Origin of the sequence: Achromobacter aloeverae, from assembly GCF_004121055.1 — a bacterium.
Taxonomy (GTDB): Bacteria; Pseudomonadota; Gammaproteobacteria; order Burkholderiales; family Burkholderiaceae_B; genus Bordetella_C; species Bordetella_C aloeverae.
The window spans coordinates 92,892-109,535 of record NZ_PYAL01000004.1 but is presented as its reverse complement, the minus strand read 5'-3'; the positions used below and the strand labels follow the sequence as shown (position 1 = coordinate 109,535).

Annotated in this window: 15 protein-coding genes and 1 tRNA gene; 5 read left to right on the top strand and 11 right to left on the bottom strand. The window is 62.2% G+C overall.

Annotated elements, in window-relative coordinates:
- Positions 1-26: 26 nt before the first annotated feature.
- From C7R54_RS14545 to C7R54_RS14505, 9 genes are all read right to left on the bottom strand, one after another.
- Positions 27-254, bottom strand: coding sequence for a hypothetical protein (locus C7R54_RS14545; protein WP_129151171.1), 228 nt, complete (start codon positions 252-254; stop codon positions 27-29).
- 507 nt (positions 255-761) lie between these two features.
- Entirely contained in the window at positions 762-1,265 is a 504-nt protein-coding gene (locus C7R54_RS14540) for a hypothetical protein (RefSeq protein ID WP_129151170.1), read from the bottom strand.
- Entirely contained in the window at positions 1,265-2,314 is a 1,050-nt protein-coding gene (locus C7R54_RS14535) for an SMODS domain-containing nucleotidyltransferase (protein WP_129151169.1), read from the bottom strand. The genes C7R54_RS14540 and C7R54_RS14535 overlap by 1 nt, the downstream gene beginning before the upstream one ends.
- A 156-nt stretch (positions 2,315-2,470) precedes the next feature.
- Positions 2,471-2,974, bottom strand: coding sequence for a 3'-5' exonuclease (locus tag C7R54_RS14530; RefSeq protein WP_240039530.1), 504 nt, complete (start codon positions 2,972-2,974; stop codon positions 2,471-2,473).
- 93 nt (positions 2,975-3,067) lie between these two features.
- Positions 3,068-3,847 carry a metallophosphoesterase gene (locus C7R54_RS14525; RefSeq protein WP_129151168.1) on the bottom strand — a complete coding sequence of 260 codons (780 nt, stop codon included), beginning with the start codon at positions 3,845-3,847 and terminating at the stop codon, positions 3,068-3,070.
- Positions 3,848-3,858: 11 nt separating this feature from the next.
- Positions 3,859-4,284, bottom strand: a complete 426-nt coding sequence (locus C7R54_RS14520; protein ID WP_129151167.1) for a type II toxin-antitoxin system VapC family toxin — start codon at positions 4,282-4,284, stop codon at positions 3,859-3,861.
- A gap of 257 nt (positions 4,285-4,541) precedes the next feature.
- Complete coding sequence (locus C7R54_RS14515) at positions 4,542-4,763, bottom strand: hypothetical protein (protein ID WP_129151166.1); 222 nt, start codon at positions 4,761-4,763, stop codon at positions 4,542-4,544.
- A gap of 119 nt (positions 4,764-4,882) precedes the next feature.
- Positions 4,883-5,890, bottom strand: coding sequence for a tyrosine-type recombinase/integrase (locus C7R54_RS14510; protein WP_129151165.1), 1,008 nt, complete (start codon positions 5,888-5,890; stop codon positions 4,883-4,885).
- 171 nt (positions 5,891-6,061) lie between these two features.
- A tRNA-Lys gene (locus C7R54_RS14505) sits at positions 6,062-6,137 on the bottom strand.
- Positions 6,138-6,503: 366 nt separating this feature from the next.
- Between C7R54_RS14505 and C7R54_RS14500 the strand changes: the two genes are divergently transcribed.
- On the top strand, positions 6,504-8,102 hold the full coding sequence (locus C7R54_RS14500; RefSeq protein WP_129151164.1) for a sensor domain-containing diguanylate cyclase: 1,599 nt from the start codon (positions 6,504-6,506) through the stop codon (positions 8,100-8,102).
- Between the two features lie 98 nt (positions 8,103-8,200).
- Here C7R54_RS14500 and C7R54_RS14495 read toward each other — a convergent pair whose 3' ends face one another.
- Positions 8,201-10,468: an AsmA family protein gene (locus tag C7R54_RS14495; protein WP_129151163.1), complete on the bottom strand. Its 2,268-nt coding sequence runs from the start codon at positions 10,466-10,468 to the stop codon at positions 8,201-8,203.
- Between the two features lie 313 nt (positions 10,469-10,781).
- Here C7R54_RS14495 and C7R54_RS14490 point away from each other — a divergent pair, with 313 nt between their 5' ends.
- The 4 genes from C7R54_RS14490 to C7R54_RS14475 all read left to right on the top strand — a co-directional run bounded on the left by C7R54_RS14490 (position 10,782) and on the right by C7R54_RS14475 (position 16,240).
- A complete protein-coding gene (locus C7R54_RS14490; RefSeq protein ID WP_129151162.1) occupies positions 10,782-12,761 on the top strand; it encodes an LTA synthase family protein in 1,980 nt (659 codons plus the stop codon).
- Positions 12,762-12,969: 208 nt separating this feature from the next.
- Positions 12,970-13,344, top strand: a complete 375-nt coding sequence (locus tag C7R54_RS14485; protein ID WP_129151161.1) for a response regulator — start codon at positions 12,970-12,972, stop codon at positions 13,342-13,344.
- The gene (locus C7R54_RS14480) at positions 13,341-14,027 is read left to right on the top strand and encodes a hypothetical protein (protein WP_129151160.1); all 687 of its coding nucleotides are present in this window, start codon (positions 13,341-13,343) and stop codon (positions 14,025-14,027) included. Before C7R54_RS14485 ends, C7R54_RS14480 begins: the two co-directional genes overlap by 4 nt.
- Before the next feature lie 95 nt (positions 14,028-14,122).
- Positions 14,123-16,240 (top strand): putative bifunctional diguanylate cyclase/phosphodiesterase, encoded by a 2,118-nt coding sequence (locus C7R54_RS14475; protein WP_129151159.1) that lies wholly within the window; start codon positions 14,123-14,125, stop codon positions 16,238-16,240.
- Positions 16,241-16,251: 11 nt separating this feature from the next.
- On the opposite strand, the gene C7R54_RS14470 is transcribed toward C7R54_RS14475, so the two are convergent.
- Positions 16,252-16,626: a hypothetical protein gene (locus C7R54_RS14470; protein ID WP_129151158.1), complete on the bottom strand. Its 375-nt coding sequence runs from the start codon at positions 16,624-16,626 to the stop codon at positions 16,252-16,254.
- Positions 16,627-16,644: the final 18 nt, after the last annotated feature.

The following is a 16,644-nucleotide window of genomic DNA, read 5'->3' as shown; positions in this document are numbered from 1 at the left end:
GTGGGCCTTGTGTGCTCCGCATCCACTCACTTCAAAAGCGTGATGACATTTGTAATCACGCTCAGCAGGGACGCCAGCAGACGCAAGGCCTCTGACGCGATTTTCCCTTGGGTTAGGGCGTCTGCTTGATCGGCCTGCCTCTTGAGCTCGGCGATCTTGAGTTTCATAGCTACTCGCACTTCGGTGTTGAGCTGACCGTGGGTCAGATCCAGGAGCTCATCGAGCTCCTGGATCTGGTTCTTTAAGTTCTGCATGTACTTTCTCCGTTCCAGGCATATGCCTGCCGCCCAAGAGCAATGACCGAAAAGGAGTCGCTCAACACCTCAAGACCCACCACCGACGAAAGAAGCTAAGCCGCCCTTACTGCGCGAGGACAGGCTTCAGGTTGCAATCAACTGCTCGGGGAGAGCGGTCGATCGCGACCAGCTGCCCGCTATAACGCGGGAAGTACGACGCTTCGTCCCGTGACTGCGGCTGCCCGCTCATCACGTGTTAGCCAGATGCTGGTCCATCTAGCGCCGGCTTGCGCCAGCGTGAAACGGTCCTATCTCAGACGAATTGGAGAAAAGATTAAAGAACACACGAGCGAAACGCTCGCCCTGGTTGAATTTAATCACAGCCATATTTCTTTGTCAATTTTTTTGCCTGTGCGGCAAACGGAAGGTCGGGCTGCGCAGGGGCCCACTGCACTGTCGGGGCCTGCGGGAACGACCGAAGCCCGCATATGGCGGCACCGAAGGAAGCCATGGGTAAGCCGCCGCCTAGCTGATCTTCGTGCGGTCGAACCTGTAGTCCCCTTTCTTGATCTTCGCTTGAGCTTTTACGAAATGCCGATCGGGAATCGTTGGACTCGAAGAACGAGTGTCATCCATGCGCTGCATCAGTGCTAGAAATTCCTCCTCCAGCTCTGCCGCGTTCCGCGTGGCTCCGATCAGAGAGGCTTGACGGAAACGATCCTGCAGGGTTTTGAAACGGTTCGCACTGTCCGCGATGGTTTTCAAACTCACGTCGAGGTCAAGCGCCTTAAACACGGCAGGAAACAAACCCGCGACCATCGCCGCGATGGCGATGGGCCAGTCGTAGCAAGGATCGCGCACGAAGATTCGGGCGCTAGCGAACGACCCGCATATGATTGGGATGACGATAAAGGCCACGCGGAATACGCGAACCTCCTTTTGCCAGCTGAACAACGCCGTGGACGTGTAGAGGCAGGACTCCTCCTGACGCTTAGCCTCTTCAACGATCTGGTCAATGCGCGGATCCATCACACCCACTTCGGCACATCGGCGCCAAAAATCTTCTGCCATTCGTCGCCAGCTTCGCCTTCTTTGTTAGTCTTCTCATATTCGCACGCTTTATGAGCCCGCATAGATGCCGTTTCGGCCTGAGACTTCCACGAATCACCGATCCACATGATTTCAAACGTTCCTGGCGCGAGCACATAGGAGTTTGCCTTAGATATCAACCATGCGAAAAAGTCGCGGCACATCCAGTCGTAATAAAAATAGCTCATGCTTTTATAGGCCCACTGATCTATAAATTCGGTCGCGAGTAGTTCCAAATAAAACGACCGGAGCGGCACTGAGCAGTTCGCCTGCCAGCACTTCAGCATCCGAACGAGACGACGAACATTACTGTTGTTACGCTGATCAGCGGCCTCGATTGCATCGACCTCGTGCAGTGGTTTTGTTTTTAAGTAGCTGCCGCCGTTCTTCGTACTTGGCACCCAGTACGCACGGTCTTCGGTCAAAGGAAACGCCGGTACGACTTCAACATTAAAGGTCCAAAAACCCGCGAGCACTACTGGCCCGTCGCCCTTGATGTTGCTAGTCGGGTAAGAGGCCAACAACTTGGCCTTGACCTCTTGCAACAACGCCGACTGCTTATTGCCACTGTACGTTTCAAAGCGATGATATACCTCTACCGGCAGTACAAAATACAAATCCACATCTCGCGGCGGACGAATGCGAGTCTTCTTGGCCCAAGAGCCGATATAGAACGCGTTATCCGTTTCCGAATTCGTGCCGTAGTACGCCGCGTTTAAGCAAGCGACCACGCCTTTGAACTTCGTCATTCCATCCGTGACCTGTGCATCGGTCAACATGATGTTTTCGAGGAATTTCTTGAAGCGTCTAACGACGAATGGCCAAGTTGGGCTCGCCGCCGCCTGAGAGTCAACAAGTCCTCCCAATGCCGTTTCGAGCGTCGGCCGTGTAGTGCCGAGCAGCGTAGATGCGACCGCCTGCGCTTTCGGCTGCGTACCATAAAGCAAATCCGCTAATGAAGTGATGTCGCTACCGGCATTTTTGGACACGATCGCTCCGATTAGAAAACCACGCACTGGGCAAATTTACTGCATTCCGCGCATCTGAGCTTACCCGCTCAAACCCGGATCGCGCGACACTTTGGTAGGGGAGGCATCGCGATCTTCGATAGATTCCAATCCGCCCGGATCACACTTGCCGAGATGTTAGGGTCGGCCCCTCCATGACCACGGTAGCAAACGAGCGATACTGAGCGCATCGTCCAACCCTCGATGGTGCACGCCCTCCAGCGGCAGACCGATAATCCGCAGTGCGGTGACCACACCCACCTGCTTGATTTTTCGACTCTTGGCAAAATTGGCCTTCAGGTTCTGATGGACCAAGCCCGCCAGGGGGTTAGGCACACCGTGCCGCGCACAGTCACGCTGGATCTGCAGCGCATCGTAGCTGCCCCAGCTTCCCCATACTCCGCCCGCCTGTTCGGGACGCGTGGCAAACTCGGCCAGCATGGCGGACACATGGCGCCAGGTTGGCGCTCCGTCAATATCGGATTGCTCGATATTGGTCAGCCCCTTGCAGAACGGGGTGAGGGTCGGTCGCTCGGTCGGCCGTACAAAGGACTGAAATCGGTCCAGCGCCCGACCATCTGGAGTCGCCCAGCACGCCCCGACCTCAATGATTTTCCATCGCTTCGGGCGGGATACTGCCATCGTCGGCGCACGTCGCCTCCAAGTCCAACACCAAAATCATCATTTTCCGAATCGGCACCTAAAGAATGTAACGGCGGTCCCATCCAATCTCGTTCAAAGCTCGATGATCAAATCAGGCCGAAACCCATTTCCTGCCTGCACCTCACCGCGATAGCCCCGTTGATTACTGACAACGCGGCACCCACCTTCGGCAATGAAATCGACGTTGTAATGGGTATGGCCGAAGCACCAGACATCGATCTGGTGCTTAGTCATTATTCCCGTCATATCGGTCACGAAGTATGGCGTGAGAGAATCGCCCTCATATCTCGGGGCAATACAGCGTCGGTGCGGCGCGAAATGGGTCACTACCACAGTCGTGCCTTCGAAAGGTGTGGTCAACTCGTAGTCCAGCCATCGCACAGATTTTTCGTGCAACTCCCAGGTATCGACAGGACTCAGCCGCTGGCCATTACGCGCCTTAATCATCCAGTAGTCACTCAGGTGTTGTCGCGCATCAGCCATTGCGCGATTCATCCCGTCCTTGCCGTAAAGGTCGAATGCACTCCATAGCGTACAACCCAGGATTCGCACGCCAGGCAGGATGAGGGTTTCACGTTCCAGGAAGTGAATGCCTTCTTCCTTCCAACCGGGAGTCTTTAGTTCAGACAAGAGCCCCAGGTGGGCATCATAGTACTCATGGTTGCCCGCGACGTAGACGACCTCCGGAGGGTTGGCCCGCTGCCGGAAGGTGTCTCGTCCCCATGCTAGGCCGTGGGTGTGCGAGGCAATATCACCCGCCAAAATCATCACATCGACGTCGAGCGCCGGCGGCTGCCAAGACCCATGTGGCATGAGCTCAAGATGAAGATCCGAATAGAGTCCGAGTCGCATAGGGCTGGCGATTAGATATTCCGCACCGTTATACCGTGACGCTCCGCCACGTCGGCCAACAGCCGATCGCTTGTGACAAGCCCGTAGCCGTACTTCAACGCGACACCGGCGATAAGCGCATCCTGCCAGTTATTGAGCTTTGATTTCACCTTTTCGAGATCATTCCGCACCGCTTGAATCCGGTCATCGTCCCCCCAATTCGCTTCATCAAACCCTGCTCCAGGGATATCGAAAGCAAGCGCCGTCGCCTCTAGATCAGGAGTCACGGAGTTGAAGATTTGCAATAGCTCGGTCCTACGCGTCTCGTCGGGCGTACTTCTCAGCTCGTACAACTGCACAGGGGAAGCGACAAGACCTGTCGCATCCTGTACGGACGAAAGATCGAATTGTTTATCGAGTACGCGATTGAACACGTTGGTATCCAGGACGTATTTCATGATTGCTTGAAAGGTGAAGGTTTATGGGGCGCAGCGCCCAGACGGCCCACACCGCGTCAAGGGCGGCCCCGGAAGCCGCACGCGGAGCGCAGCCGAAGGCGAGCACCGAACGGGTGAGGAGCCGGCGAAGCGGACCCTTGCCGCAAGATACCTCAAACAAGCCTAGCGGCGCGGGTGCAGGCTCGGCCTGCACCCCTGCCACGTGGCGAACGCGGGGTATGGGGCAGCGCCCCGCCCTACGTCCACCAGCAAGGCATTCAGTCGCCAGCCTGAGCCAAGCGCTCCACAAACCGTCGAAACGCGACTTCTGCACCAGCGTGCCTGCTTACCTGCTGATAGGCCTCGACGACAAGATCCAGAGCGGGCTGTAGGAGCGCAGATAGTGCCATGACATCGCTATCCGCTCCGCTTTCGAGTTCTGGCGTTGATTCAATCAGCAGGTCTTCGACCAGTGCGACCGATACAATATTTTCAGCCATTATTCACCCCCAGATGGTGGGAGTGGTTAGGCGGGTAGCCAGGTGGCCGCCTGGTTATTCGCCGCTTGCAAGCGGGGCGAGCGCCCCATAAATGTTCACCTTTGCGACATGCAGCGCTGCTAATCCAGCTTGGCCAAGATGGCTTCGGGCTTCAAGTGGGTATACCTTGCGAGCATTTGCATGCTCTTGTGGCCGGTGATACTGGCCACTTCCATCGGATTCAAACCCTTCTCGAATAAACGTGATGTGGCCTCATGGCGCAGGTCGTGCCACCGCAGGTTATGGATCTTCAGCGCCCTTGTAGCCCTCTTCCACAGGCAGACCACGGCGTTAGCGGTCGTATCGAGCACCCGGCCCTCGATACGGCCGTCACGGGCCTGCAATTGGGCCAGCACATTGCAAGCTCGCCGCGAGAGCGGCAGGATGGCCGGGACTCCCTTGTTCCCCGCTTGACGGAATATCGAGGGAATACGAACCAAACGTGCATCCAGGTCGATCCATTCCCATCTCAGCGCAAAGAGCTTTCCTTGACGCAACGACGTTTCGATTGCCAGGTCAAAAGCCGCTGCACCGTAGGGATTGCCGGAACCGATCAAGTAGGCTCTGATGGCCTCGTACTCCCCGGATTGCAGGCGCCGCTCTCGGGCCTTGCTGCCGCTGGGCTTGCGAATATTCTTCAAGGGGTTCATCAGCCCCTCCATCCCCCACTCTTTGCGAGCCATCTCGTACAGATGGTTAATCAACTGCAATTCGAGCCGGATCGTGTTCTCCGCTTTGCCGGCGGCGCGGCGCTCGTCCCGATAACGGGCGAAGTCCGCCCCGCGCAGGCTGGCCATCATCCGATACGCCAACGGGTGCTGTTTCCAGCGCAGCACACGGCTTTTTTCTTGATCAGGTGAGGTCTTCGTGGGAACGACCTCTCGAAGGTATCGGTCCAGGCCCTCGCTCAACGTCGTCCGCTCCCCTTCGGTGCGATCGACATAGACACTTGCGTCCATCTCGGATTCGATCCGCCGGGCCCACTGCTGGGCGGTTAGCTTGCTGTCGAAGGTGCGGTAAACCGGCTTGTATCCGCGCCGGCGGACTTCGGCGCGCCAGAAGGCGCCCCGCTGACTGATGTATGCCATTTAAGACTCCAGAACGAAACGTGACAACACGCTTGACCTGGATTTTCGAAATCCGGCAGATTTCCGGCAAAGGCCAGTTTTTGCAGCGCCACCCGATTGCACAGACGAAAAAAAAGCACCGCGATGACTCGCAAGTGCTTGATTTTCCCAACCTTTACTGCAAAGAATTCTTGGTGGGCTGTGAGTGGCTCGAACACTCGACCTACGGATTAAGAGTCCGCTGCTCTACCAACTGAGCTAACAGCCCGGCACGCTACACCGCTGGGTACTTCGTACCGCGCTGCAACTGCTGAGAAAAAAGATTATACATACTTTTTGGTGTTTGTCCAAACACCGGCCACTCGGCGAAGTACAACGACAGAAGAGCTCCGACCGCCCCCCGGGTCACCCCGGGTAGAATCGCGCCACGTGCCGTAACATTGCTGATACAGGCCGAGGATTACAACGTATCTAGCGTTCAAGTCTGGCTCACGGCGCCTGGTCGTTGGCAGACACTACGACCTTCGGATGAAAGCCGCGCCCAGGCGGACACCTCGGGCAGAAGAACAATGCTATTAGATGACAACCCCTCGGCGCCCTGCCTCGAACGGACGCCGGTCCCCTCGCCTCAGCCATGTTCCGCATAGACCTGCGCCGCCTGATCCTCTGGCTCTGTCTGCTCTCCGTGCTTGTCGCGCTCGGCAACAGCTTCTATGCCAGCTATCAGGTCCAGCGCGACATCCTGCTGACCAACACCCTGGAAGGCAACCGCGCCTACGCCGCCAAGCTGGCGGGCTCCGCCGACGGCTATATCGGCTCGATACATCGGGAGCTGGCCTATAGCGCGGGCATCCTGTCCGACATGGTCTTGCGGCCGGCCCTGATGGAACAGGAGGTCGAACGCCTGGCGCACCAGAGCGACCACTACAACTCCGTGGTGATCGTGCATGCCGACGGCACGGTCGCCGCCATGTCGCCCCAGCTTGCCAGCATGGTCGGATCGCAATTGAGCAGCAATGCGGTCCGGGAAGCCCTCACCCAGCGCAAGCCCTTGGTCAGCGAGCCTTTCATCGCCGCCACCGGCCGCTGGGTGATCATTTATTCCCAACCTATCTTCGACAAGGCCGGCAACTACCTCGGATTCGTGGGGGGCACCTTGTACCTGCACGCTTCCAACGGCCTGCACCGGCTGCTGGGCGACCACTACTATCGCGACGGCTCCTACCTCTTCGTCGTCGACCGCCACGGCACGCTGATCTATCACCCGGATGCCGCGCGCATCGGTGAAACAGTCACCAGCAACAAGGTGGTTGCCGCGATCATGCAGGGCGCGAGCGGGCAGGAACAGGTCGTCAACACCCACGGCGTGCCCATGCTGGCCGGTTTTGCCGTGGTCGCATCCACCGGCTGGGGCCTGGTGGCCCAGCGACCACTGGCCGGAACGCTCCAGCGCATGGATGAGTTGCTGTGGATGACCGTCCGCAATTCCCTGCCCCTGCTGATCATTCTCCTGTTCTGCATCGGCTGGCTGTCCAAGCTGATCGCGCGCCCGCTGTGGGAACTGGCCAGCGTCGCCAAGCAGATCGACGAGAACGAGGCCTCCGACCGCATCCGCAAAGTGCGGTCATGGTATTTCGAGTCGACCGAGTTGAAGCGCGCCCTGCTTACCGGCCTGGGCAGCATCAACCACAAGATGCGAAATCTGCGCCGGGAATCGACCACGGACGCATTGACCGCCCTGCTGAACCGGCGCGGCCTGATCAAGGCCATCGACGAATTCGCCTCCACCGGCATGCCAGTCGCCGTGCTTGCTGTCGACATCGACAACTTCAAGTCCGTCAACGACCGCTTCGGCCATGACGTGGGCGACGACGTCATCCGTTCCCTGGCGACGCTGATGCGCAATGGCTCGCGCAGCAACGACATCCTGGCGCGGCCAGGCGGCGAGGAATTCACGGTGCTGCTGCCGGGGACCTCACTGGAAGACGCCATCACCGCGGCCGAGCGCCTGCGGGGCGCCATGCACAAAACACCCAATGCCACCGGCGGCGCCGTGACCGTTTCCATCGGCGTCGCCCGCTACCCGGAACATGGCAAGAACCTGGAAGGGGCGCTCAAGGAAGCCGACAAGGCGCTCTATCATGCGAAGAACGCCGGCCGCAACCTGACCTGCGTGGCGCAGCCCGACGGCCCCGACGGCTACCTGGCGATCACCCGCCGCCAAGCGGCCTGACGCCGCGGCGCGGTGGCGCGGTGGCGCGGTGGCCCGGACCGCACCCTAACCGGTGTAGAGCCGGACCCCGACGGCGACGCCATCACACCGCAGCCAGCTCAACGTCCCGCGTTCGACGGCTTGGCCTTGGGCGCCGCTTGCGGCGCCGGCGCCTTCGGCGGCTGCCGGATCTCCCGCAGCATCGTGCCGCATTCGTTTTCCTTGTCGCTGCCCGCGCTGGGCACGATCAGGGCCAACAGGCCTGCCGCCGGCGTCAGCAACGCCCCCAGCGCCACGGCCCCCGCGCCGCGCGCCGCCAACGGCAGCGTCTTCACCCCCGGCTTGGGATTCTTCAACGTCCCGGCCACGTACAGGGGGGAGCGCAGGGAAATGATTCGCAGGCCCTTGCTATGCGGCGTGATGTCCAGGTCGATCGCCTCGGTCTTGAAGTTCACGTTGCCCTCGATCTCGACCAGCGTATTCTCGGTGTCGAACAGGAAGACGTTGGGTGTGGCGACGCCGTCCTTGATGCCGACATCGGCCGCCCCGCAATTGATCCTGACCTCCTCGTCGCCAAACAGCTTGCCGACCACGTAGTTACCGACATTCAGGCCCGCCAGCTCCATCAGGTTGCGGCTGATCACGCCGTCGTTCATCAGAAGCTTGGTCTCGCCGTTGGCCGTCCCCAACAAGGCGGCCACCGAGTTGCCGTTGCCGCTCAGGGCCGCGTCTCCATTGAGCTCGCCCAGGCTCTTCTGCATCGACTTCACCGCCGGGAACAACTGCTTGAGCTGAAGCTTGCGAGCGGTCAGCTTGACCTTCCCGGGCATGGGCCGCTTGCCGCCGTCCAGCTGGATGTCCGCGCTCAGGGAACCGCCGGCGAATCCGAAGCGCAGCGGCTGCAGGGTCAACACGCCGTCATCCAGCACCACATGCGTCTGCAGGTTCGTGATCGGCAGGTCCTCGGTCTGGATGATGCGCTTGGCCTCCAGCGTCACGTCGGCATCCATGTCGCGCCACCGCTCGGTGCGGAATTCCTGTACCGGCAAGGCCTTGTCGGCAGGCTGTTGCGCCGGGCTGGATCCCTGCGCCCGCCCTGTCGTCTGCTCCGCCGCCTTGTTGTGCGACGCGGCCTCGTCCGTCTTGGCCGCCGCCCGCGTCGCGTCGCCCGCGGCGGCCGCTTCCTTGGCCGCCTTGGCCGCGGCCGCCGCGCTGGCCCGTTCGGCCGCAGCCACCTTGGCGGCGTCGGTCGCGCCCTTCTTGCCGGTGTCCGCGCCAACCAAGGGGCCCAGGTCGGCGAAGCGCAGCAATTGCGACGTGAACTTGCCCGTCAACTTCGGCCGCGGCTTGCCGGCGACGTAGGTCACGTCGCCATGGATATCGCTATTGCCCACCTTGCCGTTGAACCCCTGGTATTCGAAAACGGAGCCTTGCGCATCGTTCAAGCGCGCCTTCAGGTGGCCATCGGTGCCATAGGGCGGCGTGTCCGGCAAGGTCACGCCGATCAAGGGATAGAGATCGGACATGCTGTTCCCCGCCAGCTTCAGCCGCAGGTCCAGCGCCCCCAGGTGCATGGGATTGGTCAGCGTACCGACCACCGAAGCCTTCGTATGCCCCAGGGCGACGTCGGCCTGCAAGGGGAAAGGATGGGCGGCGTCCTGCAAGGCCAGCATCCCGCCCGCCTTGCCTTGGCCGGCGAGATCGAGGCCCTTGTAGCGCCCCTTCACGCTCCAGCCGAAGACATAGTCGCCCGGCGCCGTCCCATCTGCCCCGGCCAGCGCGGGCCCCGCCAGCTGGGCGAAGGGTACGGGCTTGCCGAGGGGATCCACTGTAGCCTCGATATCGGCCTGCAAGGTCACGTCGTGATAGCCGAACCGGCCCTGGTCGAACCCGATCTCGTTGACATCCAGCGACCACGGCGACGAGGGCTCGTCCTGGGTGTCGTCCTTCTTCGCCGGCGTGAACACCCAATTGGCCCGCCCATCGGCCAGGCGCTCCAGGTCGGCCGACGGCTGCGTCAATTGAATGCGACGGATCACCACGCGATGCGTCAGCAGGCCCAGCGGCGAAATACTGAACTGCGCCTGCTTGAGCGACGCGAATTGCGGCGCCTTGCCCCAGTCCGTATTGCCGATGACGATGTCGTTGGCGGTGACGTGCGGCCATGGAACCCACGCCCGCCATCCCCCTTCGCCAGCCTCGCGCTGCCAGGCCACCGCCAGGTCGCCGTTGATGGCGAACGGCCGTCCCAGCGCGTCGGACGCCTTGCTATCGATATAGGGTTTGAGGCGATTCCAGTCGAACGTGGCGATTACGACGACCACCGCGACCAGGAATAAAATGAACACCGCAACGATGCCGGTCAGGATTTTGTACTTGCGTGCCATGCGTCCGTTCCCTGTTCTTGTCGCGCCGCCGGGTGCCGGGCGGCGCCGGGACCGTGTCTTTTTGTCGCGTCTTTTCAGTGACTTTGGTGACCGCGCCGCGCATTTTTCGTGCCTGATGCCTCCTCAGCCGTCCCGTGGACGGCGGCTGCGCCGTCAAACCGGCGTCCGACCGTGTAAGCTTTACCCCCCGCGCCCCGCCCCGCAAGGGCAGGCGCGAAATGGAATCGCCGGCCCGGCGTCCCGCGCCGGGCCGACTCGTGGATAGACAAGCAAGGGGACGTTCCGGCTGTGCGCCGGTCGTCCGGGAGAGCCCATGCGGCACCTGACTCTGATTTTCATCATCGCGGCCTTCGCAATGCTCAGCCTCAGCCGGCTGGCGCTGGCGACATGGCAGCGCCAACGCGTGCGCAACGCGGGCGGCCTGCGGCCCATCATGCTGGGTGGCCTGCGCATCGACGCGCATGAGGTCGCCGTACTGGCGGTAGCGCCGGCCGTCCTGTCGCCCTGGCTGGGCCATTATCCGCTGGCCACTAGCATCGCCTCGGTCTGGTTCCAGTTCGCATGGCTGTTGCTGGTCTTCATGGAAGTGGCGACGCCGCCTTTCATCCTGGAATACGATTCGCGCCCCAACCGGCTGTTCGTGGAATACCTCAAGCACCCGCGCGAAGTTACGGGCATGCTGTGGCGCGGCTTCAAGGTGCCGGTATTGGGTGGCACGGTCATCGTCATCCTGGCGGCCTGGCTGGGCCACGCGCTGTTCGCGCAGCCCGTGCCGGACGCCCCGCTCGCCTGGTGGCTGGCTCCCATCGTCAGCCTGCTGGCGCTGGCCATCGGCATCCTGGCCATCCGCGGCACGCTGCAGCACCGCCCCATCAATCCTTCCACGGTGGCCTATTGCGCGGACGGCATGCTCAACATGCTGCCCCTGAACTCCCTCTATAGCGTGCTGTACGCGATCTACAGCATGAAGAACGAAAAATCGGCATCGGCCGTCTACGGCAACATGCCTGAACAGGCCATGCATGCCCAGGTCCTGGCCAGCGCCGGCCTGCCCTACCCGCCGGCGGACCCCGAGTTCCCAAGCATGCACACCCAGGAGCCCGCGCGCCCCCGGCAGCGGCCGCTGAACCTGGTCATCATCCTGGAGGAAAGCCTGGGCGCGCAGTACGTCGCCAACCTGGGCGGCGCCGCACTGACGCCCAACCTCGACAAGCTGGCCGAACTGGGCTGGAACTTCACCCGCGCCTATGCCACGGGCACCCGTTCGGTGCGCGGCCTGGAGGCGGTGGTCACCGGCTTCATGCCGACGCCGGCGCAGGCGGTGGTGAAGCTGCCCGATGCCCAACGCGGCTTCTTCACGCTGGCCGACCTGCTGGGACGCCACGGCTACCGCTCCCGCTTCATTTATGGCGGCGAAGCCCACTTCGACAACATGAAGGGATTTTTCCTCGGCAACGGCTTCGACCACATCGTCGATCGCGGCGAGTTCGTCGACCCGCAATTCGTCGGCACCTGGGGCGCCTCCGACGAAGACATGTTCAACCAGTTGCACCGGCTGCTCAGCGCCGATGGCGACCAGCCCACCTTCACCCTGGCCTTCACCGTCTCCAACCATACGCCCTGGGAATACCCCAGCGGCCGCATCGAACCGGACGGCAACCCGGCCACCGTGGAAAACACGGTGCGTTACGCGGATTGGGCGCTGGGCCGTTTCTTCGATCAGGCGCGCCAGTCGCCCTATTGGGAAAACACCGTTTTCCTCATCGCCGCCGACCACGATTCGCGCGTGTCCGGCGCAAGCCTGGTGCCGGTGCGCCACTTCCAGATCCCGGCCCTGATGCTGGGCGCCGACATCGCGCCGCGCCGCGACGACCGCCTGATCAGCCAGATCGATTTCGGCCCCACCCTGCTTTCCCTGATGGGCGTGCAGACCCAGCACCCCATGCTGGGCCGCGACCTGACCCGCGCGCAGGCGAGCGCCGGCGACGACGGCCGCGCCATCATGCAGTACGGCGACAACTACGGCTACCTGAAGGGCGACCAGTTGCTGGTGCTGGGACCGCAAAAAGCGCCTGCCCAGTTCCACTACACGGCGCCGGAAAAATACGAACCCGTGCCCGTCGACGAAGCGCTGGCGCACGAAGCACTGGCCCATGCGCTGTGGCCCAGCTGGGCGTACCGCGAAGGTCGGTATGCGCTGCCGGCGCGGCACGGATCGGCCCAGCGCGCGGCCGCCGCCCGACCCGGCGCGGCCTCGGCCTCCGAGGGCGCGGCAAGCGGGAAACCGGCCTGAAGTTCCGGCCCTGTCTCCGTAGATAGCAATTATTTATTTGTTTTGTAACAGAAAATCGCGGCGCTCTCTGCGCCTTTCGGTAATCGTGTCACACTACGGCGCAGCAAGGCGGTAATTCAGCATCTGCCAGGATCAGGCGCCACCGACCATCGCGAACGCAGATATATAGACAGCGTCCTGCCTGGAGGCGCGAGGAGCGGATTTCCGTATGAGTGCCGAAGGCCTCCAGATTTTGATCGTCGATGACAACGACATGGCGTCGGAATTGCTCTCGGAGTTCGTCGGCCTGCTCGGCCACGATGCGAAGACGGCGGCGACGGGCGCCGAGGCGCTGACGCTATGCGAGAACGGCCGGCTGGACGTCATCCTTACCGACATCATGCTGCCCGATTGCGACGGCTATGAACTGGCCGCCCGCATGCGCAAGCAGCTCGGCAACGGCGTCCACATCATCGCCCTGAGCGGCCTGCCGAAGAACAGCCAGCGGCCGGAAGCCGTGGCCTTCGACCACTGGCTGGAAAAACCCGTCGACCTGTCCACGCTGGAAGAGCTGCTGGCCCGGGTCGAAAGGAAGTCGGCATGACTGCGCTGGAACCGCAACGCGCCCAGGCCTTGGCCGGCATTCAGTTCAAGGTCCTCGCGCAGGTCTTTCCCGTGTTGCGGCACGATGCGCTAAAGCCCCTGTCCAATGCCAAGCTGACCATCGTCCTGCTCGAAAAATCCATCGCCAAGGGCACCATCCTGGACCCGGCCGCGCCGCCCTTCGTCAGCGACCTCGACGGCATGCTGGACGAAAGCGTGGAAACGATCAGGCTGCTCAACACCTGGTTCCAGGACGAGGGCCTGCGCAGCGATGTGCACGACGTCATGCTCGAATGCCGCAAGCTGGCGTTCTCGCACTTGCTGTTGTCCGGAAAGAAAGTGCAGCTTGAAAAGTTTGGCCATGCCGCGTCGGTCGCCCAGCGCCCCGCCCGTTATGTCCTGATGGCCTGGATGCTGCACGCCATACAGACCCTGCCTCAACGCGGTATCCTGGACATCAGGCTGGCGGAGCCTGGCCGGATCGAAGCCGCCATCCTGTCGGCCCCCGCGGACGCCAGCGGACGCGAACCGCGCCCTGACACCTCCCCGCCCCTGCACATGGAGGAAGTCGACTTGGTGGCGCAGTGCTACGGCTGGCAGGTAAGGCGCAACAATGAAGGCTGGACCATCAGCCTGCCGGCGGAGGACTTGCCCAGTCCGGCGCCATCAGGAAATCATTCGTAAGAACGGTGCGCGTCGACGGCAAGCTGGCGCGGCTGATGGTTAAATTGGCGGACGCGGCCCATCGGCCGCGGCGATCCTATCGATAGCGGTCCAGCATGAGCGTTTTGCGCTTTCCTCCCTCGAAAAGCGAACCGAGAACCGCACGCCCGCGCGTGGCGGAGGGTCCGGCCGACACGATGCCGCCAGGCCTCGATCCCTTGTGCGCGTTGATCGCGGTTTTCTTCGGCGTTCCCACCGTGGTCATCACCGACCACGGCGATCCCGTCATGCCGCTGTGCGTCCATGGCGGCGCCGCGGAGCACGCTATGCTGTGCCAGCAACTGAGCCAGCCGACGCAGGAAGCGCAGGACGTCGTCCATCTGGACGCCGAAGCGCTGGCGACAGCGGGCGCCCCCGCGGATATGCGCTTCTTCGTCGCGGTGCCCCTGCTGCTGCACGCGGGCGAGCGCGCTGGCGCCCTATGCATCGCCGACAGCCAGACCCGTCCCTTCACGCCCGACGACCTGCGCCACCTGCGCGGCTACTCAGCCGTGGCTGCCGCCGTCGTGCAGGCCCGCCGCGCGCTCGACGATGCCCATGTGCGCGAACAACTGCTGGCGCGCGCATCCCGCCTGGCCCGCGTGGGCGGTTGGGAATACAACGTCGAGACTGGCGGCCTGACGCTCAGCGAACAGGCCATGGATATCTATGGACTGGAGCCGTCCACCAAGCCGACGCTGGACATGATGTTGCGCCGCTTCTATCCCGGCGATGCCCTGATCGATACCCGCGAGGATCTAGCCCGCATCCTGCGCGATGGCAAGGGCTACGACTCGCGCCGGCGCATCCAGCGCCTCGACGGCACCTCGCGCTGGATCCATGCCCTGGCCGAGCCGGAATTGCGCGACGGTCGGGTGGTGCGCGTGCACGGCTTGATCGAGGACATTACGGAAGAGGTCGAAGCCCAGCGCCGCTTCCACGAATTGGCCTACATCGACAAGCTGACCGGCCTGCCCAATCGGGGCGCCTTCCTGCTGGAATTGGGCCGTCGCTTCGTCCGCGCGGAACCGATCAGCCTGGTGGCCATCGATATCGACGGCTTCAAGGAAGTCAATGACACCCTGGGCCACCATGCCGGCGACCAATTGCTGACCGACGTCAGCCAGCGTATCGCCGGATTCTTCCCCGTCGGCACGTTTGCCGCGCGTATCGGCAGCAATGAATTCGCGGTCATCGCCAATGCGCAGGGCGACAGCGCCGATAGCGACATCCTCTCCGAGGTCGATCAGCTGCGCCTGGCGCTGAAAGCGCCCATGACGTATCCGGAATACACGCTGATGGTTTCGGTCAGCATCGGCGTTTCCGAGGCGCCGCGCCAGGCCGCCGACGCGGACCAGCTGATACGCAGTGCGGACATCGCGTTATACCAGGCGAAGAAGGCCGGTGGCGATTGCTCCGTAATGTTCGAACCCAAGATGCGCGACCACCTGGAAGAGCGGGTGCAACTGCTGCGCGACGTGCGCATTGGAATAGCGCGCGGCGAATTCATCCTGTACTACCAGCCTATCTACGATATGCGCAGCCAGACCCTGTCGGGTTTCGAGGCATTGATGCGCTGGTCGCGCCCGGAACGGGGCATACTGTCGCCGGCGGTCTTCTCTGCCGCCTTCGACGACCAGACGCTGGCGCCCGCGCTGGGTAACGTGGCGCTGCACGCGGCCTTCTCGCAAATGCAGCGCTGGAACGAAACCGGCTTCGACTTCGGCCGCGTGTCCGTGAACGTGGCCGCGGCGCAGTTCTATACCGGCGACCTGGCCGAGCAAATCCTGTCCCTGCTCAAGAAGTACGGGCTGAATCCGCGGCAACTGACGCTGGAAATCACCGAAAGCGTCTACCTCGGCCAGGGCAGCAACGCGGTCGAGAGCACCTTGCGCACGTTGCACGACGCCGGCATACACATCGCGCTGGACGATTTCGGCACCGGCTACGCCTCGCTATCGCAGCTGCAACGCTTTCCAATCGACTCGCTGAAAATCGACAAATCGTTCGTCCAGGAACCGGACGCCCAGTCCATCGTCGACGCCATCATTGCCCTAGGCACCAGCATGAACCTCGACATCGTCGCCGAAGGGGTCGAAACCCGGGCCCACCAGGAGCAGCTGCTGCAGAGCGGTTGCCGTTATGGCCAAGGTCATTTCTACGGCAAGCCCATGCCCGCCGAATTCTACGGTTGACGGGAGGCCCCTCAAGCCGCCGGCGCGGACAGATAGGCATCCGGCCTGGCGGCATGAAGGACGGAATCAACCGGTGCCGCCGCCTCGCGCACCTCGTCGAGCCCCGCTTCCGGCATTGCATCCGTGGCCGATGCGACGCCGTCATCAAGCAAGGTCTGCTCCATGATGCGCGCGGCCGCCTCGGTGGCCCGGCGCAATATCGATTGCTCGACGCTGCGCTTCGCGACGTCCAGGCTATAGGACATCCCATTGTCGTACGCCGTCTGCCACCAGTAGCCTATGTCGGCAATATCGTCGAACCAGTCGATACGGCCATGCTGCTTGTAGGCAGCGTCGATATAGGTCCATGTCCCGCCTATGCCCGACACCCAATAGAACGTTCTCATTTTTCATTCCACGCCCGC

Coding starts and splice junctions, on each gene's coding strand:
- C7R54_RS14545 (WP_129151171.1), bottom strand. CDS start 254: ATGCAGAACTTAAAGAACCAGATCCAGGAGCTCGATGAGCTCCTGGAT.
- C7R54_RS14530 (WP_240039530.1), bottom strand. CDS start 2,974: ATGGCAGTATCCCGCCCGAAGCGATGGAAAATCATTGAGGTCGGGGCG.
- C7R54_RS14490 (WP_129151162.1), top strand. CDS start 10,782: ATGCGGCACCTGACTCTGATTTTCATCATCGCGGCCTTCGCAATGCTC.
- C7R54_RS14495 (WP_129151163.1), bottom strand. CDS start 10,468: ATGGCACGCAAGTACAAAATCCTGACCGGCATCGTTGCGGTGTTCATT.
- C7R54_RS14475 (WP_129151159.1), top strand. CDS start 14,123: ATGAGCGTTTTGCGCTTTCCTCCCTCGAAAAGCGAACCGAGAACCGCA.
- C7R54_RS14525 (WP_129151168.1), bottom strand. CDS start 3,847: ATGCGACTCGGACTCTATTCGGATCTTCATCTTGAGCTCATGCCACAT.
- C7R54_RS14510 (WP_129151165.1), bottom strand. CDS start 5,890: ATGGCATACATCAGTCAGCGGGGCGCCTTCTGGCGCGCCGAAGTCCGC.
- C7R54_RS14480 (WP_129151160.1), top strand. CDS start 13,341: ATGACTGCGCTGGAACCGCAACGCGCCCAGGCCTTGGCCGGCATTCAG.
- C7R54_RS14485 (WP_129151161.1), top strand. CDS start 12,970: ATGAGTGCCGAAGGCCTCCAGATTTTGATCGTCGATGACAACGACATG.
- C7R54_RS14515 (WP_129151166.1), bottom strand. CDS start 4,763: ATGGCTGAAAATATTGTATCGGTCGCACTGGTCGAAGACCTGCTGATT.
- C7R54_RS14500 (WP_129151164.1), top strand. CDS start 6,504: ATGTTCCGCATAGACCTGCGCCGCCTGATCCTCTGGCTCTGTCTGCTC.
- C7R54_RS14470 (WP_129151158.1), bottom strand. CDS start 16,626: ATGAGAACGTTCTATTGGGTGTCGGGCATAGGCGGGACATGGACCTAT.
- C7R54_RS14520 (WP_129151167.1), bottom strand. CDS start 4,284: ATGAAATACGTCCTGGATACCAACGTGTTCAATCGCGTACTCGATAAA.
- C7R54_RS14540 (WP_129151170.1), bottom strand. CDS start 1,265: ATGGATCCGCGCATTGACCAGATCGTTGAAGAGGCTAAGCGTCAGGAG.